At 63.6% G+C, this 26,629-nt stretch carries 23 protein-coding genes; 13 read left to right on the top strand and 10 right to left on the bottom strand.

Annotated elements, in window-relative coordinates:
* Positions 1 to 15 precede the first annotated feature (15 nt).
* From QQL85_RS11245 to QQL85_RS11210, 8 genes are all read left to right on the top strand, one after another.
* Positions 16 to 1,815, top strand: coding sequence for an extracellular solute-binding protein (locus tag QQL85_RS11245; RefSeq protein WP_284353668.1), 1,800 nt, complete (start codon positions 16 to 18; stop codon positions 1,813 to 1,815).
* Positions 1,812 to 2,870 carry a microcin C ABC transporter permease YejB gene (locus tag QQL85_RS11240; protein ID WP_284353669.1) on the top strand — a complete coding sequence of 353 codons (1,059 nt, stop codon included), beginning with the start codon at positions 1,812 to 1,814 and terminating at the stop codon, positions 2,868 to 2,870. Before QQL85_RS11245 ends, QQL85_RS11240 begins: the two co-directional genes overlap by 4 nt.
* Entirely contained in the window at positions 2,870 to 3,886 is a 1,017-nt protein-coding gene (locus tag QQL85_RS11235) for an ABC transporter permease (RefSeq protein ID WP_284353670.1), read from the top strand. The genes QQL85_RS11240 and QQL85_RS11235 overlap by 1 nt, the downstream gene beginning before the upstream one ends.
* Before the next feature lie 76 nt (positions 3,887 to 3,962).
* Complete coding sequence (gene hbdH, locus QQL85_RS11230) at positions 3,963 to 4,733, top strand: 3-hydroxybutyrate dehydrogenase (protein ID WP_284353671.1); 771 nt, start codon at positions 3,963 to 3,965, stop codon at positions 4,731 to 4,733.
* 55 nt (positions 4,734 to 4,788) lie between these two features.
* Positions 4,789 to 5,268 (top strand): serine protease inhibitor ecotin, encoded by a 480-nt coding sequence (gene eco / locus QQL85_RS11225; RefSeq protein ID WP_284353672.1) that lies wholly within the window; start codon positions 4,789 to 4,791, stop codon positions 5,266 to 5,268.
* 104 nt (positions 5,269 to 5,372) lie between these two features.
* Positions 5,373 to 7,331 (top strand): acetoacetate--CoA ligase, encoded by a 1,959-nt coding sequence (locus tag QQL85_RS11220; protein WP_284353673.1) that lies wholly within the window; start codon positions 5,373 to 5,375, stop codon positions 7,329 to 7,331.
* A 33-nt stretch (positions 7,332 to 7,364) separates the two neighbouring features.
* Positions 7,365 to 7,640, top strand: coding sequence for a peptidylprolyl isomerase (locus tag QQL85_RS11215; protein ID WP_201163475.1), 276 nt, complete (start codon positions 7,365 to 7,367; stop codon positions 7,638 to 7,640).
* Between the two features lie 121 nt (positions 7,641 to 7,761).
* Positions 7,762 to 10,173, top strand: coding sequence for an autotransporter outer membrane beta-barrel domain-containing protein (locus QQL85_RS11210; RefSeq protein ID WP_284353674.1), 2,412 nt, complete (start codon positions 7,762 to 7,764; stop codon positions 10,171 to 10,173).
* Here the strand turns inward: QQL85_RS11210 and QQL85_RS11205 are convergent.
* A complete protein-coding gene (locus tag QQL85_RS11205) occupies positions 10,170 to 10,793 on the bottom strand; it encodes a LysE family translocator (protein WP_284353675.1) in 624 nt (207 codons plus the stop codon). The genes QQL85_RS11210 and QQL85_RS11205 overlap by 4 nt on opposite strands.
* A gap of 131 nt (positions 10,794 to 10,924) precedes the next feature.
* On the opposite strand from QQL85_RS11205, the gene QQL85_RS11200 reads away from it, so the two are divergent.
* Together QQL85_RS11200 and QQL85_RS11195 are read left to right on the top strand one after the other, a co-directional pair.
* Positions 10,925 to 11,734, top strand: coding sequence for a helix-turn-helix transcriptional regulator (locus QQL85_RS11200; RefSeq protein ID WP_284353676.1), 810 nt, complete (start codon positions 10,925 to 10,927; stop codon positions 11,732 to 11,734).
* A gap of 89 nt (positions 11,735 to 11,823) precedes the next feature.
* On the top strand, positions 11,824 to 12,438 hold the full coding sequence (locus tag QQL85_RS11195) for a LysE family translocator (protein ID WP_284353677.1): 615 nt from the start codon (positions 11,824 to 11,826) through the stop codon (positions 12,436 to 12,438).
* On the opposite strand, the gene QQL85_RS11190 is transcribed toward QQL85_RS11195, so the two are convergent.
* Complete coding sequence (locus QQL85_RS11190; protein WP_284353678.1) at positions 12,386 to 13,111, bottom strand: metallophosphoesterase; 726 nt, start codon at positions 13,109 to 13,111, stop codon at positions 12,386 to 12,388. The two genes, QQL85_RS11195 and QQL85_RS11190, sit on opposite strands and share 53 nt — an antisense overlap.
* Before the next feature lie 74 nt (positions 13,112 to 13,185).
* On the opposite strand from QQL85_RS11190, the gene QQL85_RS11185 reads away from it, so the two are divergent.
* The 3 genes from QQL85_RS11185 to QQL85_RS11175 all read left to right on the top strand — a co-directional run bounded on the left by QQL85_RS11185 (position 13,186) and on the right by QQL85_RS11175 (position 14,759).
* On the top strand, positions 13,186 to 13,701 hold the full coding sequence (locus QQL85_RS11185) for a DUF3016 domain-containing protein (RefSeq protein ID WP_284353679.1): 516 nt from the start codon (positions 13,186 to 13,188) through the stop codon (positions 13,699 to 13,701).
* Positions 13,702 to 13,776: 75 nt separating this feature from the next.
* Complete coding sequence (locus tag QQL85_RS11180; RefSeq protein ID WP_284353680.1) at positions 13,777 to 14,520, top strand: carbon-nitrogen hydrolase family protein; 744 nt, start codon at positions 13,777 to 13,779, stop codon at positions 14,518 to 14,520.
* Positions 14,517 to 14,759 (top strand): hypothetical protein, encoded by a 243-nt coding sequence (locus tag QQL85_RS11175; RefSeq protein ID WP_284353681.1) that lies wholly within the window; start codon positions 14,517 to 14,519, stop codon positions 14,757 to 14,759. The genes QQL85_RS11180 and QQL85_RS11175 overlap by 4 nt, the downstream gene beginning before the upstream one ends.
* Positions 14,760 to 14,763: 4 nt before the next feature.
* Here QQL85_RS11175 and QQL85_RS11170 read toward each other — a convergent pair whose 3' ends face one another.
* The 8 genes from QQL85_RS11170 to QQL85_RS11135 form a co-directional block, all read right to left on the bottom strand.
* Positions 14,764 to 15,264 (bottom strand): methylated-DNA--[protein]-cysteine S-methyltransferase, encoded by a 501-nt coding sequence (locus QQL85_RS11170; protein WP_284353682.1) that lies wholly within the window; start codon positions 15,262 to 15,264, stop codon positions 14,764 to 14,766.
* 72 nt (positions 15,265 to 15,336) lie between these two features.
* Positions 15,337 to 16,137, bottom strand: a complete 801-nt coding sequence (locus QQL85_RS11165; protein WP_284353683.1) for a lipopolysaccharide biosynthesis protein — start codon at positions 16,135 to 16,137, stop codon at positions 15,337 to 15,339.
* 162 nt (positions 16,138 to 16,299) lie between these two features.
* A complete protein-coding gene (locus QQL85_RS11160) occupies positions 16,300 to 17,940 on the bottom strand; it encodes a fatty acid--CoA ligase (RefSeq protein ID WP_434482128.1) in 1,641 nt (546 codons plus the stop codon).
* Positions 17,941 to 17,951: 11 nt separating this feature from the next.
* A complete protein-coding gene (locus tag QQL85_RS11155; protein WP_284353685.1) occupies positions 17,952 to 19,730 on the bottom strand; it encodes an acyl-CoA dehydrogenase C-terminal domain-containing protein in 1,779 nt (592 codons plus the stop codon).
* Positions 19,723 to 22,188: an efflux RND transporter permease subunit gene (locus QQL85_RS11150; protein WP_284353686.1), complete on the bottom strand. Its 2,466-nt coding sequence runs from the start codon at positions 22,186 to 22,188 to the stop codon at positions 19,723 to 19,725. Before QQL85_RS11150 ends, QQL85_RS11155 begins: the two co-directional genes overlap by 8 nt.
* A gap of 15 nt (positions 22,189 to 22,203) precedes the next feature.
* On the bottom strand, positions 22,204 to 23,199 hold the full coding sequence (locus tag QQL85_RS11145; RefSeq protein ID WP_284353687.1) for a WD40/YVTN/BNR-like repeat-containing protein: 996 nt from the start codon (positions 23,197 to 23,199) through the stop codon (positions 22,204 to 22,206).
* A 22-nt stretch (positions 23,200 to 23,221) separates the two neighbouring features.
* Positions 23,222 to 24,580, bottom strand: a complete 1,359-nt coding sequence (locus tag QQL85_RS11140; protein ID WP_284353688.1) for a DUF1329 domain-containing protein — start codon at positions 24,578 to 24,580, stop codon at positions 23,222 to 23,224.
* Between the two features lie 38 nt (positions 24,581 to 24,618).
* Positions 24,619 to 26,574, bottom strand: a complete 1,956-nt coding sequence (locus QQL85_RS11135) for a DUF1302 domain-containing protein (RefSeq protein ID WP_284353689.1) — start codon at positions 26,572 to 26,574, stop codon at positions 24,619 to 24,621.
* Positions 26,575 to 26,629 lie beyond the last annotated feature (55 nt).

The following is a 26,629-nucleotide window of genomic DNA, read 5'->3' as shown; positions in this document are numbered from 1 at the left end:
CTTGTATTTTCGTGCTTGGGCTTGACGGCCCACGCCGCCCCCACCCACGCCCTCACCGTCTATGGTGAAGCCTCCCGCTACAACGCCAGTTTTCAGCACTTCGACTACGTCAACCCCAACGCCCCCAAAGGTGGCATCCTGCGCCGCTCAGCGATCGAGATCGGCCAGTTCGACCACATCTTGCCGTACATCGACAAAGGCATCGGCGTCAGCGAAGTCGATGGCCTGCTGTATGCGCCACTGGCCGTACGCGCGTTCGATGAACCCTACACCGTCTATGGTCTGATCGCCCACAGCATGGAGCGCGGCCCCGACGATGCCTGGCTGCGTTTCAACATCGACCCGCGTGCCACCTTCGCCGATGGCAAGCCCGTGCGCGCCGAGGACGTACGTTTCACCTTCGAGCTGTTGATGAGCAAGGGCAGCCTCAAGTACCGCACCCAGTTCGCCGATGTGGTCGGGGTGACCGTGGAAAGCCCACACAGCGTGCGCTTCGACTTCAAGCCCGAGCACGGCCGCACCCTGGCACTGGACCTCGCCAGCCTGCCGGTGCTACCCGAGCACGACTGGCAGCAGCGCGACTTCGCCAACGGTGCCGGCTTCGACAAGCCGGTCGGCAGCGGGCCCTACCGCATCGGGCGCATCGACAATGGCCGCAGCATCACCTTCGAGCGCGATGCGGCCTGGTGGGCGCGCGATCTGCCGGCCAGCCGTGGCCGCTACAACTTCGACAAGCTGCGCATCGAGTACTTCGGCGATACCGAAGTGGCCCGGCAAGTGCTCAAAGGCGGCGGTTACGACTACAACCGCGAGTTTTCCGCCACCGCCTACACCCTGGGCTACAACGGCGCGCAACTGGACGACGGCCGCTTGCAGCGTGCCCATCTGGGCCCGGCCAAGCCGCAGGTGGCCCAGGGTTTCGTGTTCAACCTCGACCAGCCGCAGTTCAAGGACCGCCGTGTGCGCCAGGCGCTGGGCATGTTGTGGGACTACGAGTGGAGCAACCGGCAGATGATGCGCAATATGTACATCCGCCAACAGAGCGTGTTCTCCAACACCCCGCTGGCGGCGCGCAACCTGCCTGATGCCGGCGAGCTGAAGCTGCTTGAACCGCTGCGTGGTAATGTACCTGACGAAGTCTTCACTGCCGTGTTCACCGCCCCGGTCACCGATGGTTCGGGGATCATCCGCAAGCAGCAGTTGCAGGCCCTGGCCCTGCTTGAACAAGCTGGCTGGCACCCCGAAGGCGACCGTCTGGTGAATAGCGACGGCACACCGCTGGCGTTCACCTTCCTCAATGGCCAAGCGGGGATGGAGCGCTTGCTGCTGCCGTGGAAGCGCAACCTGGCACAGATCGGTGTGGCCCTGAACATCCGCAACGTCGATTCGGCCCAGTACGTCAACCGGCTGATGGCCCGCGACTACGACATGATCGTCACCGGCTACCCGGTTACCCTGTCGCCGGGCGCCGAGCTGTATAACTATTTTGGTTCGGCAGCTGCCCACGACCCTGGCTCGAACAACCTGATGGTCCTGCAGGACCCGGCCGTGGACCGCCTGATCGACGGCCTGGTACGTGCCGACACTCAGGTCGACATGCTGCAGCACGCCCGAGCCCTGGACCGGGTGCTGCAATGGAACTACTACTGGATCCCCAACTACTACCCACCGGGTAGCTCCACCGCCTGGTGGAACCGCTTTGGCCTGCCCAAGGTCCAGGCGGCCTATGACGAAGGCCTCGACACCTGGTGGGAGATAAGCCCCACCCCGCTGACCAACGTGCAGATGGCCGAACGCCGGAAGTCCTCGCCATGACCACCTACATCCTGCGCCGTCTGTTGTTGATCATCCCGACCCTGCTGGCAATCCTGCTGGTCAACTTCGCCATCGTCCAGGCGGCGCCGGGTGGCCCGGTGGAGCAGGCCGTGGCGCGCCTGCAAGGCCTTGGCGGCGGCGCACCCGGTGCACGGGCCGACGTGGTGCACGGCGAGTCCCGCGCCACCCGAGGCCTGGACCCGAAACTGATCGAGGAGATCAAACGCCAGTACGGTTTCGACAAATCCGCCCCCGAGCGGCTATGGCTGATGCTGGGCCAGTATGCCCGGCTGGACTTCGGCAACAGCTTTTTCCGCGGCGCCAAGGTCACTGACCTGATCCTGGACAAGTTACCGGTCACCCTGTCGCTGGGCTTCTGGGCCACGCTGATCACCTACCTGGTGTCGATCCCGCTGGGCATTCGCAAGGCAGTGCGCCACGGCAGCCGCTTCGATGCCTGGAGCAGCGCACTGATCGTGGTCGGCTACGCGCTGCCCTCGTTCCTGTTCGCCTTGCTGTTGATCGTACTGTTCGCCGGCGGCACCTCGCTCAACTGGTTCCCGGTGCGCGGCCTGGTTTCGGACAACTTCGAAGCGCTCAGCCTGCTGGGCAAGGTGGCCGACTATTTCTGGCACTTGGTACTGCCGGTCGGAGCCTTGGTGGTTGGCGGTTTCGCGACCCTCACCCTGCTGACCAAGAACGCCTTCCTTGACGAGATATCCCGCCAATATGTGGTCACCGCCCGGGCCAAAGGCCTGAGTGAACGCCGGGTGCTGTATGGCCATGTACTGCGCAACGCCATGCTGCTGGTGGTGGCCGGGCTGCCGCAGGCGCTGATCACCGTGTTCTTCGCCGGCTCGTTGCTGATCGAGGTGATTTTCTCGCTCGATGGACTGGGCCGCATGAGCTATGACGCAGCGGTGTCGCGGGATTACCCGATTGTGTTCGGCACGCTGTTCATCTTCACCTTGGCGGGCCTGTTGATCCGTCTGGTCGGTGACCTGTCGTACACCCTGCTCGACCCGCGCATCGACTTTGATACGAGGGCGCACTGATGCTTTCCCCCGTCTCACGCCGTCGCCTGCAACGCTTTCGCCGCAACCGCCTGGGCTGGGTCTCGCTGTGGCTGTTCGCCGGTCTGTTGCTGTTGAGCATGGGCGCTGAGCTGGTGGCCAACGACAAGCCCTTGCTGCTGGGCTACAAAGGCGAGCTGTATGTACCCGCGCTCAAGCGCTACACCGAACAGCAGTTTGGCGGTCAGTTGCCGTTCCAGCCTGACTACCGCAGTACCTATGTGCGCCAACTGATCGCGGACCAAGGCGGCTGGATGCTGTTCGCGCCAATCCCGTTCAGTGCCGATACGCCCAACTATGACCTGCAGGTACCCACCCCCAGCCCGCCGAGTGCGAGCAACTGGCTGGGTACCGACGACCAGGGCCGCGATGTGCTGGCGCGGGTGTTGTACGGCACAAGGGTATCGCTGCTGTTCGCCTTTGCCCTGACTGTGGTCAGCGTGCTTGTCGGTGTGGTGGCCGGCGCCCTGCAGGGCTACCACGGCGGCTGGGTCGACCTGCTTGGCCAACGACTGCTGGAGGTGTGGTCGGGGTTGCCGGTGCTGTACCTGCTCATCATTCTCAGCGGCTTTGTCGAACCGGACTTCGGGTGGCTGCTGGGAATCATGGCGCTGTTCTCCTGGCTGACCCTGGTCGATGTGGTGCGTGCCGAGTTTCTGCGTGGGCGAAACCTGGAGTATGTAAAGGCCGCCCGGGCGCTGGGCTTGCCGGACAGCCAGGTGATGCTGCGACATATTTTGCCCAATGCCATGAATGCCACGCTGACCTATGTGCCGTTCATGCTGACCGGGGCGATCACTACCCTGACTGCACTGGACTTTCTCGGGTTTGGCATGCCGGCCGGAAGTGCTTCGTTGGGAGAGCTGGTGACTCAGGGCAAGCAACACCTGGAAGCGCCGTGGCTGGGCTTTACCGCGTTTTTCGCGCTGGCAGTGATCTTGTCATTGCTGGTGTTTATCGGGGATGCCTTGCGCGAAGCGTTTGATCCCCGAGGGTGAATTTTCACGCCCGACCTCTTCGCGGGATTTACCCGCGAAGAGGCCAGACCTGCCTTTACATGACAAGGAGCTTTGCATGACCCTCACAGGCAAGACTGCACTCGTCACCGGTTCCACCAGCGGCATAGGCCTGGGCATCGCCCAGGTGCTGGCCCGCGCGGGCGCCAACATCGTGCTCAACGGCTTTGGCGACCCGGCATCAGCGCTGGCCGAGATCACCCGGCACGGGGTGAAGGCCGTTCACCACCCGGCCGACCTGTCGGAAGTGCCCCAGATTGAAGCGTTGTTCGCCCTGGCCGAGCGCGAATTCGGTGGCGTCGACATCCTAGTCAACAACGCCGGCATCCAGCATGTAGCGCCCGTGGAGCAGTTCCCGCAGGAAAGCTGGGACAAGATCATCGCCCTCAACCTGTCGGCCGTGTTCCATGGCACGCGGCTGGCGCTGCCAGGCATGCGCACGCGCAACTGGGGGCGCATCATCAACATCGCCTCGGTACATGGCCTGGTCGGTTCGACTGGCAAGGCAGCCTATGTGGCGGCCAAGCATGGTGTGGTCGGCCTGACCAAGGTAGTCGGGCTGGAAACGGCCACCAGCAATGTCACTTGCAATGCCATCTGCCCAGGCTGGGTGCTGACCCCGCTGGTACATAAGCAGATCGACGACCGTGCTGCCAACGGTGGCGACCCGCTGCAAGCACAGCATGATTTGCTGGCCGAGAAGCAACCATCACTGGCGTTCGTCACCCCCGAACACCTGGGTGAGCTGGTACTATTCTTGTGCAGCGAGGCCGCAAGCCAGGTTCGCGGCGCCGCCTGGAACGTCGATGGTGGCTGGTTGGCCCAGTGACGGGCGGCCTGGGCCTGGCGGTGGTCTCGCATTCGATTATTTGCAAGGAGGCCTTATGCGCCCTACCCCGATGACCGCGATTCTGGCCCTGACCCTGGCTGCCGCAGCCCCTGCGATGGCTGCCAGCCTGAAGGACGTCGCCCCCTACCCCGAGGCGGAAAAAGGCTTCACCCGGCAGGTGATCCACCTGCCAGCACAGGCCGATGAGTCGGCCTATAAACTGGAAATCCTCGCCGGCAAGACGCTGCAGGTAGACTGCAATCGCCAACGCCTGGGCGGCAGCCTGGAAGAGCGCACCCTGGAAGGCTGGGGCTACAACTACTACCGCCTGGACAAGGTCAGCGGCCCGGCCAGCACACTGATGGCCTGCCCGGATGGCAAGAAGACCGACGCCTTCGTGCCGGTGGTTGGTGATGGCTTCCTGCTGCGCTACAACAGCAAGCTGCCGGTGGTGGTGTATGTGCCCAAGGATGTCGAAGTGCGCTACCGCGTGTGGTCGGCATCGCAGGACGTGCAAAAGGCTAAAGTAGAGTAAACACGGCCTTGCTCGACATCTGACCGCTTGCGCGGCCACTGTGGGAGTGGGCTTGCCCGCTTCCACAGTGGCTAGCATATGCTGGCAGTAACAGGAGGTTCGGCATGAACGATGTACTCTGGCGCCCCTCCACGGCGCAGATCGAGGCCAGTCGGATGGATGCCTTCCGCCGACGGGTCAACCTGCGCTACAACCTGCAGCTCAACGACTACCAGGCGCTGCACCGCTGGAGCATCGAACAGCGGCCTGCCTTCTGGCAAACCCTTGCCGACTATTTCCAGGTTCATTGGCATACCCCGCCGGGACAGGTGCTCAGCGAAGGGCCGCAGATGCCGGATGCGCAGTGGTTCGCCAGCGCCACGCTGAATTTCGCCGAACACCTGCTACGCCGCCGCGACGACCGCCCGGCCGTGGTCACCGTACGCGAAGACGGCCACCGCCAGGTGTTCACCCACGCACAGCTGGCTGCCCAGGTAGCCGGATTGCAAACGGCGTTCAAGGCCGTAGGTATCGTCCCGGGGGACCGTGTGGCCGCCGTGATGCCCAACACTTGGCAAACACTGGTTGCCATGCTCGCCTGCACCAGCCTCGGCGCAGTCTGGTCCACCTCCTCACCCGAGTTCGGCGTGCACGGCATCATCGACCGTTTTGGCCAGATCGAACCCAAGGTATTGATCACCTGCGCCGGCTACCAGTACGCCGGCAAGAACATCGACCAGGTGGACAAGGTCAACCAGGTATGCGCGCAGCTCCCAGGCCTGGAACAGCTGATCGTGGTGCCCCACACCCGCAGCGGTACCCATACCGACGAATTCCACGCAAAACGCGTCAGCCTGTGGGATGACTTCTACCAGCCGGGTGGCGAGCCCCGCTTTACCCCGCTGCCGTTCGACCATCCGTTGTACATTCTCTATTCCAGTGGCACCACCGGCGTGCCCAAGTGCATCGTCCATCGTGCGGGTGGCGTGTTGCTGCAACACCTCAAGGAACACGGCCTGCACAACGACCTGAAGGCCGATGACACAGTGTTCTACTACACCACCTGCGGCTGGATGATGTGGAACTGGCTGGCCAGTGGCCTGGCGGTTGGCGCAACGCTGGTGCTGTACGACGGCTCGCCTTTCCACCCGGGCCCCGAGCGTTTGCTGGACCTGATCGACGCCGAGGGCATCCACGCCTTCGGCACCAGCGCCAAGTACCTGGCAGCACTGGAACAGGCGGGCCTTGAGCCCGCAGCCAGCCACAGCCTGGCCAGCCTCCGGCTGCTGCTGTCTACCGGCTCGCCGCTGTCACCGCACAGCTATGACTATGTGTACGGCAAGATCAAGGCAGACCTGTGCCTGGCGTCCATGTCCGGCGGTACCGATATCGTCTCATGCTTCGTGCTGGGCAACCCGGTCCTGCCGGTGCGCCGTGGCGAAATCCAGTGCAAGGGCCTGGGCATGGCGGTGGAAGTGTGGAACGAACATGGCCAACCCGTGCTGGACGAAAAAGGCGAGCTGGTATGCACGCACAACTTCCCCTCGATGCCGCTGGGGTTCTGGAACGATCCGGACGGTCGCCGTTACCACGATGCCTACTTCAGCCAGTATTCGGGGGTGTGGGCCCAGGGCGACTATGCCGAGCAGCGTGCCAGCGGGGGCCTGGTGATTCACGGTCGCTCCGACGCCGTGCTCAACCCGGGCGGTGTGCGCATTGGCACGGCGGAGATCTACCGCCAGGTGGAAAAGGTCGAACAGGTGCTGGAAAGCGTGGCCATCGGCCAGGACTGGAACGGCGATGTGCGGGTGGTGCTGTTCGTGCGCCTGCACGACGGCCTGCAACTGGATGAAGCCCTGCGCCAGCGCATTCGCCAGGTGATCCGCCAGTACACCACGCCCCGTCATGTACCGGCGGTGATTGCCCAGGTCAGCGATATTCCGCGCACCATCAGCGGCAAGCTGGTGGAACTGGCGATTCGCAATGTGGTGCATGGCTTGCCGGTGAAGAACACCGATGCCCTGGCCAACCCAGAGGCACTGGAACAGTTTCGAGATCGCGTGGAATTGCGCGAGCAGGCATAATGCCGCCCTTTTTCCCGATGCACAGGTAGCCCCATGAAAGCCCAAGCCCGCCATATCCTGGTCAAGACTGCTGACGAAGCCGAGAAGCTCAAGCAGCGCATCGCCAACGGCGAGGCTTTCGATGTGCTCGCCAAGAAATGCTCTATCTGCCCGTCGGGCAAGCGCGGTGGTGACTTGGGCGAAGTCCGTCCAGGCCAGATGGTTGGCGCCATCGACCAGGTGATCTTCAAGAAACCGCTGCGCGTGGTGCATGGGCCGATCAAGAGCAAGTTCGGCTATCACCTGGTGCAAACCTTCTACCGCGATTAATAGCATCGGGCCACCTGGCATTTCTGCCAGTTGTCCCGTCACTGCACATTACATAAAACACAGGCAGGGCCGAAGCAACGCTTCAGGTAGTGGACCCTTCAATGGACACGGAGACCTGCCTATGCGTTGCCACCGGTTGCTGCTGCCTGCCGCATTCCCCCTGCTTACCCTGCCGTTGCTGGCTCACGCTGAATCCCTGAGCGTTTCACCCGGTGACAATCTGGGTGCCCTTGTGCAGACGAATGCTGCCGACACGTTCACCATCGACGGCGGCACGGTTCTGTCGTTGCAGCAAGGCAATAGCCAAGACACGTTCACCATGTCTGGCGGTACGTTGGGGTCGCTGAACCAGGGGGGTGACATGGACACGTTCACCATGACCGGCGGGACTATCACGGGCGCATTTGAAGATGGTGACATCGCCGACTTCCAGGGCGGCAGCATTGGCCGGATAGATCTCAAGCTTGCTGACAACATTCTCAATATTTCCCAGAATCTTGGGATTGAAACCCGCGTTATCGGCAACGTCGTCAGTGGGCTTGGCAATGACACGATCACCATGACCGGTGGCACCATCGGCGGTGATATCAGCACCAGTAGCGGCGTAGACAAGATCACCATCAGTGGCGGTACGCTAAAAGGCGAAATACGCACTGGCAATGACGATGATGTGTTCACCTGGTCGGGCGGTCAGATCGGGAAACGAGTCATCCTGGAGAATGGGAATGACACGGCCACTGTCCGCACCCTCGACCTCGGCAACTCGGCCGTTATCCTGGACGGCGGCACCGGCACGGACACGCTTTCTGTCGAGCAGAGTCAGGTCGGCAAAGGTGCCTTGTACACCAACTGGGAGAGCATCAACCTCAAACAAGGCAGCCAGCTGACCCTCGACGACACCCTCACCCTGGGAGATCTGGGCGCCGACCAACCACGCGTCATCCCTGCCACGGGCACCGGTACCTTGCAAATTGATGCGAGCAGCTCGCTGATCAGCCGCCTGGGCAGCATCGTCAGTATCCAGAGTGGCAACAAGGTATCGGTTGTAAACGCCGGCACCATCGACCTGAGCCGTGGTAATGACGCCCAGGGCCGCCTGACCATCCAGGGCGATTACACCAGCAACAACGGTAGCCTGCGCCTGAACAGCGTGCTGGCGGGCGATGGCGCCGCATCCGACCGCTTGGTAGTCAGCCGTGGCGCCATTAGCGGCGCTACCCAATTGCTCATCAACAACCTCAATGGCGCGGGTGCAGCGACGACTCAGAATGGTATCCAGGTCGTCGAAGCCCGGGACGGCGCCACCAGTACTGCCACTGCCTTCGTGCAGACACAGACGCTGTCGGTTGGCGCCTACGATTACCGCCTGTTCAAAGGCGGCGTAACCGCTGGCAGCGAGAACAGCTGGTACCTGCGCTCAACCGTGGTTGCCCCGGCCCCTGTACCCGAAGCGCCAACCCAACCAACGGAGCCGGGGGAGCCCCCAGTGATCGCGCCTGCCGTTACGCCACCGGTTGCAGCACCAGCCCCCGGTCAGGTCGACTTGCCCGCCCCTGTGCAAGGCGAGAGCTTGCCGCTGTACCGCCCGGAAGTCCCGGTTTACGCCGCGGCCCCACGAGGCGCCGCGATCATCGCCCGCCAGGCGTTAGGCACCTTCCACCAACGTCAGGGCGACCAGCAATTGCTCAAAGCTGAAGGCGCCCTGCCCGCCAGCTGGGGCCAGGCCTACGGTGGCACATTGCGCCAGCAATGGAGCGGTACGGTCAGCCCGAGCCTGGACGGCGACCTGTACGGTTTCAAGGTGGGCCAGGACCTGTACGTCAAGGTTGGCGACAGCGGTTATCGCCAGCATGTCGGTATCTACGTCAGCCATAGCCGCCTGGATGCCGATGTCAAAGGCTTCGCCTTGGCCGAGCAGGACCGCAGTGTGGGTGATCTGAAGCTCGACGGAGACAGCGTGGGCACCTACTGGACACTGGTCGGGCCGCAAGGCGCCTACCTGGATGCGGTACTGCAGTACACCCGCCTGGATGGCCGGGCCCGCTCCGACCGTGGCGACAAGCTGAACATCGACGGCCACGCCTGGACGGCTTCGCTTGAGTCTGGCTACCCCATCGCCCTGTCCGAACGCTGGACCCTGGAGCCACAAGCCCAGCTGATTGCGCAGAAGGTCTCGCTCGACAGCGCCAGCGACAGCGTCTCTCGCGTCAGTCATGACGCCCAGGTCGAACTGACCGGCCGCCTGGGCGTACGCCTGGAGGGCGCGTTCGCGGGAAGCAGCGGGCGCCTGCTACAGCCCTATGCACAGGCCAGCCTGTGGCATGGCGACGGCGGCCGCGACACCCTTATCTTCGATGAGGTAGACAAGATCAAGACCGACTACCGCTATACCTCAGTCCAACTGGAGAGCGGCGTGGTGGCGCAGGTCAACCAAGCGCTAAGCCTGCATGGCGGCGTGCAGTACACCGCCAATCTGGACAGCCGCCAGCAGGAAGCCAGCGGCGTGAACCTGGGCGTGCGCTGGCAGTTCTAGCGACGCGCAGCCAGCAAGCCGACGCCAGCGCAGCCCAGCAGGGAAGCGCTGACCCGGTTGAACAGACGGCGTGGGCCGGGTTGGCTGAACCAGCGCTGCATGTAGGCGCCCAAGCCTGAGTAAATGGCAATGGCTGCCCATTCCAGCAGCAGGAACAGCACGCCCAGCCACAGGAACTGCTCGCTCACCGGAGTGGCGCTGCCGACCGAAACAAACTGCGGCAGGAAGGCGGTGAAAATCAGGATGGCCTTTGGGTTGCCGGCCGCCACCCAGAACTCCTGACGCGCCAGGCGCCAGGTACCACGCGGGTGATCCGTTGCCACCACGGCCTCGCCCACCGGTGCGCGCCACAGTTGCCAGGCGATGTAGAACAGGTAGGCCGCGCCCACCACCTTGATGGTCAGGAACAGGTATTCGCTGGTGTGCAGCACCACCGCCAGGCCCATGGCCGCCAGGGCGATCATGCCGCTGAAGGCCAGGATGCGCCCGCCCCCCGCCACGCAGGCGGTGCGCAACCCGTAACGGCTGGCGTTGTGCAGCGACAGCAGGTTGTTTGGCCCCGGCGCCATGTTCAGGGCGAAGCAGGCAGGGATGAAGAGCAGCAGGCTTGAAAGGTCCATTCTTGTTTTCCTTTGGCAACAGGTGTCTATTTCGGCGGGTGCCGGGCTTTGCGGTCAAGTTACAGCCAGCGATAAAAACTGTACGGGTGCGCGGCAGCTGTTACCCTGCTGGCGAAACCGAGGATCCTGTGATGCCCCGTTCCCACGCCGCGCTATGGCGCAACCCGGCACTTGCGCATGTGGAAAGCCGCCGCGCCTGCCATAGCCGGGCCTGCTACAAGGCCCACAGTCACCCCACGTTTTCCATCGGTGCGGTGGATGCTGGCAACAGCCATTTCACCGGGGCTGCCGACGGGCAGGAACGCCTGACGCCCGGCACGCTGGTGTTTGTCCCGGCCCACCGCGTACATGCCTGCAATCCCGCGCCCGGGCAGGCCTGGAGCTACCAGATGCTGCATGTGGATGCCGAGTGGCTGACGCAGTTGCGTCTGGAGTCGGGGCTGAGCGGCGCCGGGGCTGGCGAACCGGCGCGTATCTGCCGGGAACCGCAGGTGTATCGTCAGTTCTGCGAATTGAACGGCCTGTTGTTTTCCCGTGCCAGCAACGGTGAGAAGGAGGCAGCGCTGATTGCCTTTCTGGGGGATCTGGACGTCTCAACACAGCCGACGCTATCCGCTGCCCCCGCCCTTGAGGCAAACGCACTTGGCGGGTTGCTCAGGCGCATCGAGGGCCAAGACCCGTCGCACTTGAGCCTGGAAGCACTGGCACGTCAGGCAGGGCTTGGGCGCTACCAGCTGATCCGTGCGTTTCGTGCGGCTACCGGGTTCACACCGCATGCCTACTTGCTCAATGCCCGAATCAATCGCGGGCGGCAGCTGTTGGGTGAAGGGGCGGCGCTGGCGGAGGTGGCCTACCAGCTCGGGTTTGCCGATCAGAGCCACTTCCAGCGGGTGTTCAAGGCCCATGTGGGGGTGACGCCTGGGCAGTACCGAGGGCGTTGAAGGCCCGCCGACCGGGTTTGCAATATTGTTCAATACGCCTGACAGGCCCGGCAGCAGACTGCGTTTTTTTTCGCAGAGCAGCCTTCCCCATGCAACAGTTCCTGATCATTGCCCTCGCCCACTTCCTCGCCCTGCTCTCACCCGGCCCGGATTTCTTCCTGGTTGCGCGCACCTCGATCAGCAGCGGTTGGCGCATCGCCAGCGGTGCCTGCCTGGGCATCGCCCTGGCCAATGGCGCGTTCATCGCCATGGCGTTCACCGGTCTGTCGGTGCTGCAGGAGGGCAGCTTGCTGTTCACCACCCTGCAACTGGCGGGTGCCAGCTACCTGCTGTACATCGGCGTGCTGTTCCTGCGCCATGCCGGGCAAAACCCGCTGGGTGCGGTCGCTGGCAAGCAGGCTGGACAAGGTTGGTGGCGGGGATTAGGCATGGGGTTCGTGTCTGGCATCCTCAACCCCAAGAACGCGCTGTTCTACGCCAGCCTGGCCAGCATGGTCGCCAGTGCCAGCGACAGCTGGAAAGCAGCCTACGCCCTGTGGATGTTCAGCATCGTGCTGCTGTGGGACTTGCTGGTCGCAGTGGCCATCGGCAACCAGCGGGTGCTAAGGCGTTTCGCCCGCAGCCTGCCGTGCCTGGAGCGGGCATCGGGGGTCATGCTGGTGCTGTTGGCGGCAGTGTTGATGCTGCATCTGGCGCGGGGCTGACCAACTTCAGCGTCCGCATGTCCATCAAGGTGAAATGGCCACTGGCCCAGCCCCCCGTGTCCAGGTGCCAGACATTGCCGAGCTGCTTGGCCTCCAGCACCGGCGTGTGGCCCACCAGCAAGGCACGCAGGCCCTGCACCGGTTCGGTATTGCCTTCCTTCAGCCGCCGGCGCGACCACTGGCACACTTCCCGCACTTTGGGATCGTCATCCAGTTCCAGCCAGGTCCGTAATACAGCCCAATCGGCAAATGGGCTGTCGGCATGCAGCAGGCCAACCAGGCCATCCGCACTTTCCACTTCTATCGCAATCGGCAACTGCTCGAAACGCTCCACGAAACGTAATTGCTCAACCCGTGGCAGCTCAAGAAACCACTCGCCCCCGGCGGCACGGTACATGTCGAGGTCAAGCCGCCCCCCTCGCACGCGGGTGATTGCCAGCGCCTCATGGTTGCCTTGCACCGCGTGAAACCATGGCCGCGCAAGCCATTCCAATGCGGCCTCGCTGTGCGGCCCTCGGTCGACCAGGTCACCTACGCTGAACAGGCGGTCCACGGCCGGGTCGAACCCCACCGTTTCCAGGCATTTCTCCAGGCGTTGGAAGTGACCATGGATATCCCCCACGGCCAGGTCCCGCCCCCGGATATTGGCGAGCAACCGCCGAAACCGTCCCATTACAATCTTCCTCTGCTGGTGGCGCCATGGCAGGCGTAAAATGGAAGCACCCCACTCTACCCCGGAGGTGCATCATGCGTACCGCCCTCGTGTGTGCCGTGCTCATGGCGCTGTCACTGGACAGCATGGCACAAGGTGCCCCGGCCGCGCAGGTCGAGGTGCGTTTCGACCACCCGGAAAAATTCCGCGATGCCAGCCTGGACAGCCACGGTTATGAGCGTGGCGCCGATGACTATGTGATGAAAACCCTTACCCAGTATTTGCAGAAGCTCGGACAGCGTTACCTGCAACCGGGCCAGCAACTGGTCATCGACATCCGCGATATCGACCTGGCCGGGCGCTTCGAGCCCTGGCACAGCCAGGCCTACGATGTGCGCTTCATGCGCGAGATCACCTGGCCGACGATCGACCTGACCTACACCCTCAGTCAGCCGGGCAAACCCGCCCAGCAAGTGCAAGAGCGGGTCAGCGACAAGATGTACCTCAGCCGCCCGGGTCGGGTCGCCAGCAGCAGCGACCGCCTGTATGCCGAGAAAGCCATGCTCAACGACTGGTTTCGCCAGCGCTTCGCCGCGCACCCGGCAACCTGAAAAACCCTTCACTGGTACAGGTGTTGGCGCCGGTAGTATGCTCGGTCCTTCAACCTGTACCAGGGAAGGGTTTTCATGAAATTGTGCGCCGTACAACTGGCGTCGCTCAAAGGCGATTTGGCAGGAAACCTCCAGCGCCACCTGGCCTGCATCGAGCAGGCTGTGGCCCTTGGCGCCGAACTGGTGGTGTTCCCCGAGCTGTCGCTGACCGGCTATGAACCCAGCCTGGCACGCCAGGCTGCCCTGCCCGTCACTTCCACGCGGCTGAATCCTCTACAGGCAGCCTGTGACCGCCTGGGTATCACCGTTGCCGTGGGCCTGCCACTGCCAACGCCCGACGGCATACGCATCGGCATGCCAATCTTCAGCCCTGGGGCACCGCGCCAGGCCTATGCCAAACGGCGCCTGCATGAGGACGAGCTGCCTTACTTCACCCCAGGCGACCAGGCATTGCTGCTGCCAGTCGGCGAACACCGAGTGGCACCGGCGATCTGCTACGAATCGATGTTCATGGCGCACGCGGCCGCCGCACGCGAGCGCGGTGCCGACCTTTATCTGGTCAGCGTGGCGAAAACGGCCAAGGGCATCCGCGAAGGCTATGTGCATTACCCGGAAGTGGCGCGTGAACTGGGCATGCCGGTGCTGATGGCCAACTGCGTGGGGCCGGCCGACACCTTCATCGGTGCCGGCGGTTCGGCAGCGTGGGACAGCCAAGGGCGCCTGCTGGCCAGCCTGGATGACCGCAGCGAAGGGCTGATCTTGCTGGACACTGCCAATGCCAGCGCAATGGCGCTGCCCTTGGACCCACCTCCGGCATGATCTACGTTTTGCTGGTGTTACTGAGTTACGGCTGCACTTACTACCTGGTCGGCCTGCTGATCCAGGGCCAGCTTGCCGATGTGGCCGAAGGGTTGCGCCATCGGCCAGATGCACCGACACCCGGCGAGTACCTGCGCGAGGTCAGGCCCCATGCACGGCGGGCCCACCGACGCTACACCCTGATCGCCGGGTCGGTAGTGACCGCACTGGCCTGCCTGGTCGCCAGCGGGTTCAGCTGACGCCTTACAGGCCCAGCGCCAGGGTTTCCCGGCCCTCCAGCGCCAGCAGGTATTGCTTGGCCGCCAAGCCTCCGGCAAAACCGGTCAGGCTGCCCGAAGCACCGATCACGCGGTGGCACGGGGCGATGATCGAGATCGGGTTGCGGCCGTTTGCAGCGCCTACCGCCCGTACCGCGTTGGGGTTGCCGATCTGCCGAGCGATGTCGCTGTAGCTGCGGGTTTCACCGAAGGGTATCGCCAGCAACGCGGCCCATACCTGGCGCTGGAACTCGGTGCCGGCAAAATCCAGCGCCAGTTCGAAGCGCTGCCGTTTACCCGCAAAGTACTCACCAAGCTGTCGTGCAGTTTCCAGCAGCACCGGGCACTGGTCGTCACGGTACAGGTCGCCGAGACGAACGCGGTTTTCCCGTTCCTCTTCCCACAGTACGGCTGCCAGGCACTCACCGCGAGCCACCAGGGTCAAGGTGCCGACGGGCGACTGCATGAGGGTGAATGCGCTGGACATAAGCGTTTACCTGCCTGTTTGCGATGGGCGTACTGTACGCATCCACAGCCCTGTACGCATCCGCTTTCTTGCTCAGGTAATTGCACAACCGGCAATCCGCCGCGCTTCGTTAAGGTTGACCTTGGGAATCAGCTCGGCGGGTATGCGCGAGGTTGCCGACAGGTTGTAGACGTGAAAATGCTCGTTCACCACCTCCCGCGCCATCAGCGTCAGCGACGGCAGGATGCGGCTGTCCCAGTGCTGGTCGAGCCCGCACGGCGAACACTGGCCCTGCCCGTTTTCATAGAAGCGCCCCACCGTCTGGTCCAGATCCACCCCTACCAGCAACACCTCTTCAAAGCCCAGGTGATACGCCAGCTGCAGGGCCACATAGGCCACGGTGCGGGCGTCGAAAAAACCATATGCCAAGTCTTTGCTGAAGGCGATCGAGCGGGTGCGCTTGCTCCACAGGGCACGGTTGCATACACAGTTGTCACCGTGGCCACGCAAACCGTCCAGCAGGCCTGGGGTATCGGCCTTGTGCAGGGTGTATCGCTCGGTGCTGGCAGGCACATTGGCACTGACATATTGCTCGGGCCAGAGTGCCAGGCGTTCGCTGTCGCGCAAGGCGGTGGCAAACAAGGCCGGCTGCTGCTGGCAAAAGCTCTTGTCAGTGCACACATAGAAAAACGGATTGATGCCGTGTTCGGCGGTCATGGCGACCGAGCCGTTCATGGCGATGATGGGCAAATGCGCGAACTCGCCCAGCGGAAAGTGCTTGGCAGAAGCGCCGGAGGCAAGGATCACCACGGGGCCCTGCTGGGTGTTGCGACACGCCTCGAAACTGGAGAACGCCCCGCGTTCAGCGCTTGGCTGCGACGGAAGTGTGTTCATCAATGGCATCTTTGAGTGGACCGTACAAACCACAATACTGATCCCTGTATATGCCGTGGCCGCTTTTACCTAACTTTACCTGGCTGAACGTTGGTCAACCGCCATTCCCTTGTCTGGCGGGGTCTTGGGGCGCTTTGCGCCCCCGGAAATCGCAAGCCAAATCTAGATTTCAGCCTGGCGAATTCGCTTCTTGTCGATCTTGCCGACACTGGTCCTGGGGATCTCGGCCACACAACGTAGCTGCCGTGGTATCGCCCATTTGTTCAGGTGCCCACTGTCTACATACGGCTGCAGGTGCCTGGCCAATGCCGGCTGGTCGAGCTGCACACCGTCACAACAGACCACCAGGGCTAAAGGTTGTTCCCCCCACTGTGGGTCAGGAATACCGATGACCGCCACCGAGGTGACAGACGGGTGCTGGCTGATGAGGTTCTCCAACGCCACCGAGCTGACCCACTCGCCACCTGTCTTGATCACATCCTTGATCCGGTCGCGGATGCGCACCACGCCCGCTGCATCGATACAGGCCAGGTCACCGGTGTGCATCCAGCCCCCCAGCCACAGCGCAGCGCCTTGCTCCGGTTCGTGCAGGTAGCCCTGGGTGAGCCACGGCGCGCGCACCACCACTTCGCCCAGGCTTTCGCCATCATGTGGCACCTCCCTACCCTCACTGTCGACGATACGCAGGTCCACCAACGCAATCGGCACACCGGCATCGATGCGCAGTGGCAGTTGTTGCGCCATGGGCTGTGCCAGCAGGTCGGCACTCAGGTGGGTAATGCTGAGCAGCGGGCAGCTTTCCGACATGCCATAGCCACAATGCACGCTGATGCCGCGCTCGCTGGCCCGCTGGGCCAGGCCCAAGGTCAGCGCGCTGCCGCCCAGCAGCATCTTCCAGCCGGTCAGGTCGGTGCAGCGCCCTTGCTCGCTGTCGAGCATCATCTGCAACACCGTGGGCACGCAATGGGAAAAGGTCACGCCTTCGTCGCGATAAAGACGTACCAGGCGGTTGGGATCGTAGCGCCCAGGGTAAACCTGCTTGATGCCCAGCGCCGTGGCCACATAGGGCACACCCCAGGCGTGCACATGGAACATGGGCGTGATCGGCATGTACACATCACCAGTTCGCAACAGCGGTACCTCGCCGCACGCAGCCAGGGTGCCCTGCTCGACCAGGGTATGCAGCACCAGTTGCCGGTGGCTGAAGTAAACGCCCTTGGGGTTGCCGGTGGTACCGCTGGTGTAGAACAACGTGGCCAGCGAATGCTCGTCGAAGTCCGGGAAGTCGAACTGGGGCTCGGCAGCTGCCAGCATGGCCTCATACTCGCCCAGCAAAGGCACCCCCTGCGCGGCGGGAGCGCCATCGCTGAGGCGGATGAAACCATCGACTGTCGGCAGGTCGGCCTGTAGCTGCTGCATCAGTGGCAGGAAGTCGTCATGCACCAGCACCCACCGGTCCTCGGCATGGCTCATGGTGTAGCGTATCTGCTCGCTGGACAACCGCACATTTACCGTATGCAGTACCGCCCCTAGCATCGGTACGGCAAAGAAACACTCCAATGCCCGGTGGCTGTCCCAGTCGAGCAAGGCCACCGTATCGCCGGGTTTGACCCCGGCTGCGGTCAGCACATTGGCCAGTTGCTGGATACGCTCAAGTAACACGGTGTAGGTGTAGCGCAGCTTGTCGGCGTAGACGATTTCCTGGCTGGGCTGGTAGCGCACGCCCGACAGCAGCAGGCGCTTGATCAGCAGCGGGTAGGCATACGCCTGCTCGGCTGCGGGCATGATGCGAGTCGTGGTCATGTTAGCGGCCATCACAGTTGTTCGGCCTCGAGCAGGTACAGGCTGTCGCTGCCGGCCCTGACACTGGCACTGAGCGAATGGATGCGTGGTAGCAGGCGTGCAAAGTAAAAGCGCGCGGTACCGAGCTTGCTCAGGTGGAACGGCTCAGGTGCCGCATGGCCCTGGCACACCACGGCCATGCGCGCCCACAGGTAGGCGTAGAAGGTGTAGCCAAACACCTGCAGGTACTCGACCGCCGCCGCGCCAAGCTCGCGCGGGTTGCCTTGGGCACGGTCGAGTAACCAGGCACTCAGCTCATCCAGGTTGCGCACGGCAGCAAGCAACGGCGCACTGAACTCGGCGTATGCTGCGGGCAGCGCTTCGGCAAAGGTGGTGAGTTCATCGGACACACCGAGGTACGCCTCACCACCATCGCCAAACAGCTTGCGCCCCACCAGGTCGAGGGCCTGGATGCCATTGGTGCCTTCGTAGATCTGGGTAATGCGGCAGTCGCGGATCAACTGCTCCTGGCCCCATTCACGGATATAGCCATGGCCACCCAGCACCTGCTGGCCGTGCACGGTGGTCTCCAGCCCCATGTCGGTGAGGAAGGCTTTGGCCACCGGCGTGAGCAACGCCACCTTGGCATCGGCCCGAGCACGCGCAGCCGGGTCGTCGCTGTACTTGGCCACGTCCAGTTGCAATGCCACATAGGTGGAAAACGCCCGACCACCTTCGTTCAGCGCTTTCATGGTCAGCAGCATGCGGCGTACGTCCGGGTGGACGATGATCGGGTCGGCATACTGCGCCGGTGCTTCGGCGCCCGTCGGCGCACGGCCTTGCAGGCGATCACGGGCATAGGCGATGGCCCCCTGATAGGAACGCTCGCCCAAAGCCAGGCCCTGGATGCCCACGCCGAGACGCTCGTAGTTCATCATGGTGAACATGGCATTGAGCCCCTTGTTCGGCTCACCGACCGGGTAGCCGACGGCGCCGTCAAAGTTCATCACGCAGGTGGCCGAGGCCTTGATGCCCATCTTGTGCTCGATCGAGCCGCAACTCACCGCATTGGCCTCACCCAACACACCGTCGCTGTCGACCAGTACCTTGGGCACCAGGAACAGCGAAATGCCCTTGGGCCCAGCGGGCGCATCCGGCAGCCGCGCTAGCACCAGGTGGATGATGTTCTCGGTCAGGTCCTGCTCGCCGCCGGTGATGAATATCTTGGTACCGCTGATGCGGTAGCGGCCATCGGCGCTTGGCTCGGCGCGGGTGCGGATCAGTCCCAGGTCGGTGCCGGCGTGCGGCTCGGTCAGGCACATCGAACCGGTCCAGCGGCCTTGGTACATGGGCGGCAGGTACAGCGCCTTCAACGGCTCGCTGGCATGGTTGAGCAGCGACAGGCACGCTCCGGCCGTAAGCATTGGGTACAGGCCGAACGACAGGTTAGCGGCATTGAGCATTTCTTCGAGCTGGGCGCCGATCACTTTCGGCATGCCCATGCCCCCGTATTCCGGGGCGCCGGCCACACCCACCCAACCGTCAGCGGCGAAGGCCCGGTAGGCGTCGGCGAAGCCATCGGGGGTACGCACCTGGCCAGCCTCCCAGCGGCAACCTTGCTCGTCGCCACTGCGGTTGAGCGGTGCCACCCGTTCGGCAATCAGCTTGCCGGCCTGTTCGAGCACGGCCCGGGCGGTGTCACCGTCGACCTGCTCGGCCAGGGCGGGCGTTTGCGCCCACCAGGCCGGGATGTCGAACACTTCGTTGAACAGGAAATCCATGTCGCGCAGTGGCGGAAGGTAATCAGACATGAGGCGAACACTCGGTTTCTTGGGTTTGCGAATGAGCTGCGGCCTGGGCTTCGGCGGCTGCCGGGGCGGCCTGGCCACGCAGGAGGAAGTGCGACAGCGCCGGGATCAGCACCAGTGCGCCGAGCATGTTCCACAGGAACATGAAGGTCAGCAGCAGGCCCATATCGGCCTGGAACTTGATCGGTGACCAGGCCCAGCCGACCACGCCGGCCGCCAGGGTAATACCGACCAGCCCCACTACTCGGCCGGTGAAGGCCACGGCTTTCTGGTAGGCCTGGGCCAGGCTCAGCCCCGCACGCTGGTAGTGCAGCTGTACGCTGAGCAGGTACAGCGCGTAGTCCACGCCGATGCCCACGCCAAGGGCGATCACCGGCAACGTGGCAACCTTGACACCAATACCCATGGCCACCATCAGCGCCTCGCACAGCACCGAGGTGAGCATCAGCGGCAGGATCGCCACCAGCGTTGCGCGCCAACTGCGGAAGGTGACCAGGCAGAACAACGTGACCGCCAGGTAGACCAGCAGCAACATGCGGTGGTTGGCCTCGCGCACCACCACGTTGGTGGCGGCCTCGATACCGGCGCTGCCAGCGGCCAGCAAGAACTGGTGCTCGGCACTGCTGTTGGCCTGGGCAAAGCGTTCGGCCACGGCAGCCACCTCGGCCAGGGTGTCGGCGCGATGGTCTTTGAGGTAAGCGATCACCGGCATCAGCGAGCAGTCGTTGTTGAACAGCTCCGGGGCGTTGACCGAGGCTTGCTGGGCCGCGTAGTTGAGCACGTCCTGATTACGTTGCAGGCTGTTCAGGCGCGGGTTGCCTTCGTAGGTACCGGCGGTGATCTGGCGCACGGCGTTGGCCAGCGACACCGTGGTCTGCACGCCCTGCAGTTGCTGCAGTTCCCAGGCCAGGCGGTCGGCGAGGATCAAGGTCTGGTACTGCAGGCAACCTTCGGGAGCGGTCTTGACCATGACCGCAAACGTGTCGCTGGACAGTGCGTAATGCTGGGTGATGTAGGCGTTGTCGAGGTTGTAGCGCGAATCAGCGCGCAGTTCGGGGGCGCCGCTGTCGAGGTCACCGATTTTCAGTTGCAGGCTGCCCCAGATGCCGAGGGCCGCCAAGGCCAGGGCTGCCAGCACAGCGGCACTGGCCCACTTGCGCTCAGTGAAGCGGTCGAGCAGGTCCCACAGCCGGCCAAAACCACGGTGCTGCGCTGCGCGGGCATCGATACGCAGCGCCCGCTCGGCGGCCTTGCTGCCTACACCGACATAGGACAGTGCCACCGGCATCAACAGCAGTGAGGTAAAGATCAGCACCGCAACACCAATGCTGGCGGTAATCGCCAGGTCCTGGATCACTGGAATATCGATCAGCATCAGTACGGCAAAACCCACGGCATCGGCCAGCAGGGCAGTCACCCCGGCCACGAACAGGCGGCGGAAGGTATAGCGGGCGGCGATCTGCCGGTGGGTACCGCGGCCGATGTCCTGGAGGATGCCATTCATCTTCTGCGCGGCATGCGACACACCAATGGCGAAGATCAGGAACGGCACCAGGATCGAGTACGGGTCGATGGCATAGCCCAGCCAGGCGACGATACCCAGTTGCCATACCACCGCCGTCAGCGAACACAGCACCACCAGCAACGTGCTGCGTACACAACGGGTATAGCAGTAGATGATCACCAGGCTGGTCAGCACCGCCAGGGCAAAGAACGCCATTACCTCGATCAAACCGTCGATCAGGTCGCCCATCAGTTTGGCGAAGCCAATCACATGGATGCGGTACTGGCCGCTGGCCTGGTACTGGCTGCGCAACTGTTCGAGCTTTTGCGAAAAGGCATGGTAGTCCAGGCCTTTGCCGGTGGCCGAATCCTGGTCAAGCAGCGGCACCACCAGCATGCTCGACTTGAAGTCGCGCGCCACCAGGCTGCCGACGATGTTGGCGCGCTCGATGTTCTGCCGTAGCTGTTCGATATCGCCGGCCGCGCCCTGATAGCCGTCGGGCATGACCGGGCCACCCTGGAAGCCTTCCTCGGTGACCTCGGTCCAGCGCACCGCCGGACTCCACAGCGACTTCACCCAGGCCCGGTCCACACCCTGGCTGAGGAACAGCTCGTCGTTGATGTGGCGCAGGGTCTGCAGGTAGCCCGGGTCGAAGATGTCGCCCTGGGTGTTTTCTACCACTACCCGAACCGCATTGCCAAGGCCGCGCAACGAGGTGCGGTTCTCCAGGTAATGCTGGATGTAGGGGTGGCTCTGCGGCAGCATCTTGTCGAAGCTGGGGCGCAGTTCCAGGCGGGTCAGCGCCATGAAGCCCAACACCAGCGTCACCAACAGCATGCACAATAGAAATGGCAGGCGGTGGTTGAACACCAGGCGTTCCAGGCCATTGCCCGAGCGCGGGTCGAAGTCGGCAAGGTTACGAATTACCGGAAGGGTATCTTGGCGGGTAGCGGCCATCAGGGTCTTCTCTTGTTATGGGTGTAGCGTGGGGTTGCCAGCCTGGTTGCGCACGCCCCGCTCGCCCACCAGCACCAGGCCGTTGCCGGTGTCGCTGGCAAGCGCCGCCACCGGGCCACGGGCGTTTTGCGGCACCGGACTGAAGCTGGCGCCGTCATCCCGACTGAGCAGCAGGTCGCCGGCTTGGCTGGCCAACCACAGCTGGCCATCACGGTCGATGCCAGCGGCAGTGAAGCTGGTATTGATGCCGGTATTGACCGGTTGCCACTGCTGGCCACCATCGGTGCTGCGGTAGACGTGGCCGCACAAGCCATAAACCAGCAGCACGCCTGGCTTGCCGACGGCGCCGAACAGGGTACCGGCGTAAGGTGTCTCGACGCGGCTGAAACGCTCGCCGTCCCACTTCAGCAGCAGGCCCTGCTCGCCGGTGATGAACAAGTCGTCACCCACCGCCGCCAGGCTGGTCAAGTGCAGGCCTTGAGGGTTGTCGCTGTGGTCGAGCCAAGGCTGCCAGTGCTCCCCGCCATCGAGGGTGCGCAACAGCAGGTTGAACACACCCACCGCGTATCCATTGCGGGCATCGCTGAACCACACGTCGAGCAAGGCATTGTCGGTGGCTGCCGCTGGCAACTGCTCGGCCAGCACGCGGCCATCCAGCTGTTTCTGCCAGTGCACGCCACCATCGCGGCTGTGCAGCACCACACCGTCATGGCCAACCGCCCAGCCCAGTTCAGGCGTGGCGAAGCTCACCGCATTCAGGTCGGCGCTGACCGGTACCTGGGCTTGCTGCCAGTGTGCGCCTTGGTCATCGGAATACAGGATGTGCCCACGCGGGCCCACCGCCACCAGGCGCTGCCCGGCCAGGGTTACATCGCGTAAGGCGCTGCTGGCGGCCAGAGCGCTGGGCATGGCGGGCACATCCAGCACATCGGTGAACGGCGCCGCATGGGCCGCGCCGTGCAGCGCGGCCAGGGCCAGCATCACCACGCTGCATCGTTTGAAGACAGACATAGGCAACCTCTGCTCCATGCGCTCAGCGAATGCCATTGCCGGCCAGCGACTCGGGCGACCACTGGGTTTTCGACAATGGGTCGATATAGCGGATGCCACCGTAGGCACCGACCACGCCATTGAGGTTGTAGGTGCCGCCGATCAGGTCGTAGATCATGAAGGGCGTGGCGTCCGGGGTCTGCTTGTCGTAGCTCTGGGTGAGGAAGGCGAACGAGCCGCGGTACAGCTGGCCACGGGCGTCGTACTGGTCCGAGGCCAGGGCGATCCAGCTGTCTTCGTCAAGGTAGAAGCGGCGCTTGTGATAGATGTGGCGAGCGCCGTCCTTGAGCTTGCCTTCCACCACCCACACGCGGTGTTTTTCCCAGCGCACGAACTGCGGTGCCAGGTGGTTGGGGGTGATCAGTTGCTTGACGTCGGTGTTGTAGGTGAGCGGGTAGGTGTTGTAGGGCACATACATCTCTTGCTTGCCGACCAAGGTCCAGTCGTAGCGGTCCAGTGCGCCATTGAAGACGAACACATCATCGTAGGTACCCGAGCCTGAGGTGCCCGGGTTGGGCGTATCGTAGGCCAGGTTCGGTGCCAGCTTGACCCGGCGCTGGCCGGGCAGGTACTGCCAGGCGCTACGTGGCTGCACCAGGGGGTTGGCGGCGTCACGCAGCATCATGGCTTCGCCGGCACGGCGCGCGGGCCCGGTGTACACCAGTTTCATCTGGTAGTAGGTGTCCTTTGCGCCGATCGGTTTGGCCATGTCCTCGTAGATCGGGTAGCTGATGTTGGCTTGGCCAGTGGTCGACAACGACGGCTTGCCGGCGGCATCGACGTTCCAAGAATCGTACTTGGCGGTCATGCTCACGCCTTGGTAGCGCAGCAGGAAGTTCCACATGGCCTCGGCGCCGTTTTGCGGAATGGGGAACGGGATGCCCGGCAGCACGTTGTCCACCGCCGTGCCGCCCTCCTGGCTTTTGGCACCGGTGGCGTTCTTGCGGGTGTTGTCCAGCACTGCTTGCGGAAGCGCTACGCTGCGGTGAGTCGGGTACACGTCGACGCGGTAGCTGGGGTAACGCTTGAGCAGTTCCAGGGTGGTGGCGGTCAGCTGGCCCTTGTATTGATCAGCGTTCTTGCCATCGATGACCAACTGCGGCTTGTCGCTGGCGAACGGGTCTGGGCGCATGCTGGCGCCACGCTGGTAGCTGGCCGGCGGGGTCTGCAAGCCGCCCTGGTAAGCCGGGATCGAGCCGTCGGCATTGCCGGCCTTTTCTGCGCCGATGGCGGTCAGGTTGGTGCCCAGGTGTGCAGCCTGGTCAGGGGATACGGCGGCCTGGGCGGCGTTGAGCGCGGCCAGCGACAGGCACGAGGCCAGCAGGGTATGTACGAAATTCATGATGGTTGTCTTCCTGTGTAGGCGGTAGGAAACATGACTCAGAAGGTCGTCTTGACGGTCAGGTACAGGGCACCACGGTCCTCGGTGGTGGCACCACCACCGGAGAAGGAGGCATAGCCGCCGCCGTAGCAGGTGTAATCCTGTTCGCCGTCCAGGGCATTGGGGGTGCTGCCGTCGGTCTGCCCGTCCTTGCAGGCCTTGGTCTCACCGAAGCTGTCGACGTACTTGAGGTCGACGAAGTACTGGTTGTAGATCGCGGCACTTACGCCCACCGCGTAGTTGCCGGTGTTTTCGGCACCGCCGCCCTGCACCGGGGATACCCCGTCGATGCCGACGTTGACCGACAGCGGCATGCTCAGGTCCATGCCCGGCACCACTTGGTACCAGGTGGGGGTGAAGTTGACGGCGATGCCCCAGTTGTCGCGGGTGGCCTTGTCGATACCGCGGTAGCTGCTCTTGCCTTTGTACAAAGCCTCGTTGTGGCCATCGAGCTTGAGCAGGTTGCTGTAGAACAGCTCGCCGAGCAGGGTTGCGGCATCGAACAATGGCGTGTCGCCAATGGTCATCAGGCCATTGAGGGTAAAGTGCAGGGTGTCGCCGGTGGCGCTCAGGCTGTCGCCGTCCTTGGGCACGTCGTAGACCACGCCGCTGCTGGGCAGGCGCGCCGGTAGCAGGCCGAAGCCGCCCCCCAGGCCTGCCTGGCCGGGGGCACTGACGATAGCCGGGATGCTCGCCAGCGGCATGTTGTGGCGGATGTTCAGGTCACTGCCGACGCTGATGCCTGCCACATCCTTGGACAGGCTCAGGCCATAGATGTCGATGTTGTCGGCGTAGGCGAACTGATAAGTGGTGCTTTGCAGTGAGTTGTAGAGGTTGCCGACCGCGCCCTGGCGGCTGCCCGGCGGGTTGCCGAACGGACCGTTGGCCACGGTCATGCCACGCGCATCGAGCCAGGCCTGGGGCAAGATCTCGGAGGTCTTGCGGTAGTAGAAACCGAGGGTACCGCCCAGCCACTCCGGCGACCACTTGGCCATGACGCCCCAGTCGCCGCTTTTGCCAGGGGTAAGGTCATGACCACGGCGCAGGGTGGTCAGCGCGCCACGCACCGGGATCAGCCCCGGGGTGCCGGTATGGCCCAGCAGGAAGCTCTGCGCACCCTCGCCTACCACATCCGAGCCGCCATAGTAGGTACCGGCTTCCGGCAGGCGGGCAGCGTCCCAGTCGAAGAAGTACTGGGCACCCAAGGTGAGCTCGGAATTGACCAGAAACGACGTCGACAGCTGGTTACGCGGCACGAACAGCTCCTTAGCCTCGGTGCCCGGCGATGCCGCCAGCTTGGCCAGGTCCAGGCCAGACTGGCCGTAGCTCAGCGAATGCACCGGGTTGAGCAGGGTTTCACCCCAGAACAGGTTGTGCTGGCCCAGCTTGGCGCTGACCTGTGATGCTTCGCCCACATCACGGCTCATGAACACGAAGGCGTCCAGCACTTCGCCCGAGGGGCCGCTGTAATAGCGCTGCGCATAGTTGCTCAGGTGCGGACCGCCCAGCGGTATGCCGGTACCCGGCAGGCCATTGAGGCTGGGGTTGATGCCCGACTGTTCACCGTTGCCGTTGATGAACGGGTTGCTGTTGGAGCCGGTATTGTCGTAAGCCTTGTCGTACCAGCTGGCAGTGCTGACACGAAAGCCGCTGTTGCCCTGATACACCACGTCCAACTCGGTCAGCAGGTCGACCCGGTTGGTGATGTTGGTGCCGGCCTTGCGGAAGTTGTAGTCGCCGTCGTTGCTGTTGGGCGTGCCCAGCAGGCGCTTGTCGGCACTTTCGGTGCGCACGCCGTAGTTGTACTTGACGGTATTGTCGAAGCGCACGGCCCAGTCTTCATGGCCGGTATCGACTTCGAAGGCTTGTGCGCCGGGCAGCGTGAGCAGGCCGATGGCGCAGGCGAGCAGGCAGCGCTGTGGCTTCACAGCACGGTGAATGTGGTGTTCTGGCATTACGATGGCTCCACGTATTGTTATTGTTTTTTACGCCGCCCGTCTGCTGCGGGCG

The sequence above is a fragment of the Pseudomonas putida genome (assembly GCF_030159595.1).
Taxonomy (GTDB): domain Bacteria; phylum Pseudomonadota; class Gammaproteobacteria; order Pseudomonadales; family Pseudomonadaceae; genus Aquipseudomonas; species Aquipseudomonas putida_AC.
The sequence above is the reverse complement of the archived record's forward strand: the minus strand, read 5'-3'. Positions and strand labels throughout refer to the sequence as shown.

Coding starts and splice junctions, on each gene's coding strand:
- QQL85_RS11200 (WP_284353676.1), top strand. CDS start 10,925: ATGCCCCGTTCCCACGCCGCGCTATGGCGCAACCCGGCACTTGCGCAT.
- QQL85_RS11155 (WP_284353685.1), bottom strand. CDS start 19,730: ATGTCTGATTACCTTCCGCCACTGCGCGACATGGATTTCCTGTTCAAC.
- QQL85_RS11150 (WP_284353686.1), bottom strand. CDS start 22,188: ATGGCCGCTACCCGCCAAGATACCCTTCCGGTAATTCGTAACCTTGCC.
- QQL85_RS11145 (WP_284353687.1), bottom strand. CDS start 23,199: ATGTCTGTCTTCAAACGATGCAGCGTGGTGATGCTGGCCCTGGCCGCG.
- QQL85_RS11175 (WP_284353681.1), top strand. CDS start 14,517: ATGATCTACGTTTTGCTGGTGTTACTGAGTTACGGCTGCACTTACTAC.
- QQL85_RS11170 (WP_284353682.1), bottom strand. CDS start 15,264: ATGTCCAGCGCATTCACCCTCATGCAGTCGCCCGTCGGCACCTTGACC.
- QQL85_RS11220 (WP_284353673.1), top strand. CDS start 5,373: ATGAACGATGTACTCTGGCGCCCCTCCACGGCGCAGATCGAGGCCAGT.
- QQL85_RS11240 (WP_284353669.1), top strand. CDS start 1,812: ATGACCACCTACATCCTGCGCCGTCTGTTGTTGATCATCCCGACCCTG.
- hbdH (WP_284353671.1), top strand. CDS start 3,963: ATGACCCTCACAGGCAAGACTGCACTCGTCACCGGTTCCACCAGCGGC.
- QQL85_RS11205 (WP_284353675.1), bottom strand. CDS start 10,793: ATGGACCTTTCAAGCCTGCTGCTCTTCATCCCTGCCTGCTTCGCCCTG.
- QQL85_RS11185 (WP_284353679.1), top strand. CDS start 13,186: ATGCGTACCGCCCTCGTGTGTGCCGTGCTCATGGCGCTGTCACTGGAC.
- QQL85_RS11140 (WP_284353688.1), bottom strand. CDS start 24,580: ATGAATTTCGTACATACCCTGCTGGCCTCGTGCCTGTCGCTGGCCGCG.
- QQL85_RS11165 (WP_284353683.1), bottom strand. CDS start 16,137: ATGAACACACTTCCGTCGCAGCCAAGCGCTGAACGCGGGGCGTTCTCC.
- QQL85_RS11215 (WP_201163475.1), top strand. CDS start 7,365: ATGAAAGCCCAAGCCCGCCATATCCTGGTCAAGACTGCTGACGAAGCC.
- QQL85_RS11235 (WP_284353670.1), top strand. CDS start 2,870: ATGCTTTCCCCCGTCTCACGCCGTCGCCTGCAACGCTTTCGCCGCAAC.
- eco (WP_284353672.1), top strand. CDS start 4,789: ATGCGCCCTACCCCGATGACCGCGATTCTGGCCCTGACCCTGGCTGCC.
- QQL85_RS11190 (WP_284353678.1), bottom strand. CDS start 13,111: ATGGGACGGTTTCGGCGGTTGCTCGCCAATATCCGGGGGCGGGACCTG.
- QQL85_RS11180 (WP_284353680.1), top strand. CDS start 13,777: ATGAAATTGTGCGCCGTACAACTGGCGTCGCTCAAAGGCGATTTGGCA.
- QQL85_RS11195 (WP_284353677.1), top strand. CDS start 11,824: ATGCAACAGTTCCTGATCATTGCCCTCGCCCACTTCCTCGCCCTGCTC.
- QQL85_RS11135 (WP_284353689.1), bottom strand. CDS start 26,574: ATGCCAGAACACCACATTCACCGTGCTGTGAAGCCACAGCGCTGCCTG.
- QQL85_RS11160 (WP_434482128.1), bottom strand. CDS start 17,940: ATGACCACGACTCGCATCATGCCCGCAGCCGAGCAGGCGTATGCCTAC.
- QQL85_RS11210 (WP_284353674.1), top strand. CDS start 7,762: ATGCGTTGCCACCGGTTGCTGCTGCCTGCCGCATTCCCCCTGCTTACC.